Consider the following 534-nt stretch of genomic DNA (forward strand, 5'->3'; position numbering starts at 1 on the left):
GGCCGGACCCCGGGCCGGGGCGGGCGCGGCATGGGCCGGACCCCGGGCCGGGGCGGGCGCGGCATGGGCCGGACCCCGGGCCGGGGCGGCCGGGGCGGCTTCGGGGCCGGGGTAGGGCGGCAGGTAGGCCGTCTGCTCGGCGGCCGGGCCCGCGGGCGCGGACCGCTCGGGCGCCGGTTCGGCGGCCTGGGGCGGCAGGTACGCCGTCTGCTCGGCGGCGGAGGCCTCCGGCCAGCCGGTGGCGGCGGCGCCGCCCTGGGACCAATCCTGGCCGGGGGCCTGGTCCTCGGCCCGGTACGGCGGAAGGTACGCCGTCTCGGCGGCGGCCGGGGCCTCCTGGTACGGCGGAAGGTACGCCGTCTCGGCGGCGGCCGGGGCCGCCGTGCCACCGTCCTGCGGCCGGCCGGGGGCGGGCGCGGCCTGCGCGGCGGGGGCCTGCGCGGCCGACGCCTCGTCGCGGAACCACCCGTCGGGGGCGGCCGTCTGCGGGTACGCCTGCGGCCCGGGCTGCTGGGGCTGCTGCCCGTACGACTG

The 534-nt window shown here is 84.1% G+C and carries 1 pseudogene; it reads right to left on the minus strand.

Annotation, left to right across the window (positions count from 1 at the left end):
• Positions 1-534: pseudogene (locus ACFWW8_RS14205) on the minus strand (hypothetical protein); the annotation flags it as partial.

It is taken from the genome of Streptomyces sp. NPDC058701, assembly GCF_042715295.1.
GTDB lineage: Bacteria > Actinomycetota > Actinomycetes > Streptomycetales > Streptomycetaceae > Streptomyces.